Source organism: Microcystis sp. M53603_WE2, assembly GCF_030065435.1.
The window spans coordinates 1-1,406 of record NZ_JASJFF010000222.1; the positions used below are offsets into that span (position 1 = coordinate 1).

Sequence of the window (1,406 nt, forward strand, 5' to 3'; positions counted from 1 at the left end):
CACGGTCGTATGGATGAGGCTGAATTAGAGACCACCATGTTAGCTTTTAATAATGGGGAAGCGGATATCTTAGTCTGTACGACTATTGTGGAGTCGGGGTTAGATATTCCCAGAGTTAACACGATTATCATTGAAGATGCCCAAAAATTCGGTTTAGCGCAACTCTATCAACTGCGGGGACGGGTGGGGCGATCGGGAGTACAAGCGCACGCGTGGTTACTTTATCCGGCCAAGGCAGAACTAACAGAAACCGCTCGGGAAAGATTAAAGGCAATTCAAGAATTTACCCAGTTAGGATCGGGGTATCAATTAGCGACTAGGGATCTGGAAATTCGCGGTGCGGGTAACTTATTAGGTGCGGAACAATCGGGACAAATGGAAGCGATCGGTTTTGATCTATATATGGAAATGTTACAGGAAGCTTTGCGGGAAATTCAAGGTCAAGAAATTCCTCAAGTGGAGGATACCCAAATCGATCTGAAATTAACGGCATTTATTCCTAACGATTATATATCCGATCCAGAGCAGAAAATGGATGTCTATCGGGCGATCGCTACTGCCAATTCTCAGAAAAATTTAGGACAAATTGCTGCGGATTTAGTGGATAGATACGGAGCGATTCCTTCACCGGTGGCACAATTATTTAAGGTAATCGAGTTAAAACATCTGGCTAAGTCCCTCGGTTTTTCGCGAATTAAACCCGACGGAAAACAGCATATTATCCTAGAAACTCCCATGGAGGAACCAGCGTGGAAATTATTACAAGAACACCTACCCCAACATATACAATCACGCTTTGTTTATAGTCCCAAACAGGTGACGGTTAGGGGTTTAGGATTGGTAAAACCATCACAGCAGTTAGATAGTTTATTGGACTGGTTGGCTAAGTGTAAAGATGGTTTACCGATGGGGAATTAGATGGGGGGTCCACTCTAGATATTTGCTGCGTCAATCAGCCAAAAGTAGCTTTGAGAGTCAGCTATAGGTGGTGCGTTACGACGGATTGTCACCTTCAAGTCAAAGCAGCAATTTTTGCCGTCTAACGCACCCTACTTTTTACTTTTTGCCGCAAACCCTACCTATGAGGTGCTTTGGGGACGGAGAGAGAGGGATTCGAACCCTCGTTAAAGTTACCCCTAAACAGCATTTCCAGTGCTGCGCCTTCAACCGCTCGGCCATCTCTCCAATTGAGGTCACGATCATCCATCGTACAGCAAATACTGCCGATCTGTCAAATTATTTTTCTTTTTCCGACGATGACCGATCAGGTTATATTTCATCTGTACGGGAAACCCTGTCAGTTAAGCACACCCTAGATATTGATTTAAGATTGCGGCCGTAGCTAGACCGGTTTTTTGCCAACTAAACTCATCGGCCCGTTTTTTGCCTAGATGACTTAATTTTGA

1 protein-coding gene and 1 tRNA gene are annotated in these 1,406 nt (G+C 44.5%); one reads left to right on the forward strand and one right to left on the reverse strand.

All coding sequences use genetic code 11. The features are described 5' to 3' along the window. Positions 1-918: TRCF domain-containing protein (locus PX481_RS04800; RefSeq protein ID WP_288093824.1), on the forward strand; the 918-nt coding region annotated here is incomplete at its 5' end. A 180-nt stretch (positions 919-1,098) separates the two neighbouring features. On the opposite strand, the gene PX481_RS04805 is transcribed toward PX481_RS04800, so the two are convergent. Continuing rightward, positions 1,099-1,185 (reverse strand) — tRNA-Ser (locus PX481_RS04805). Positions 1,186-1,406 lie beyond the last annotated feature (221 nt).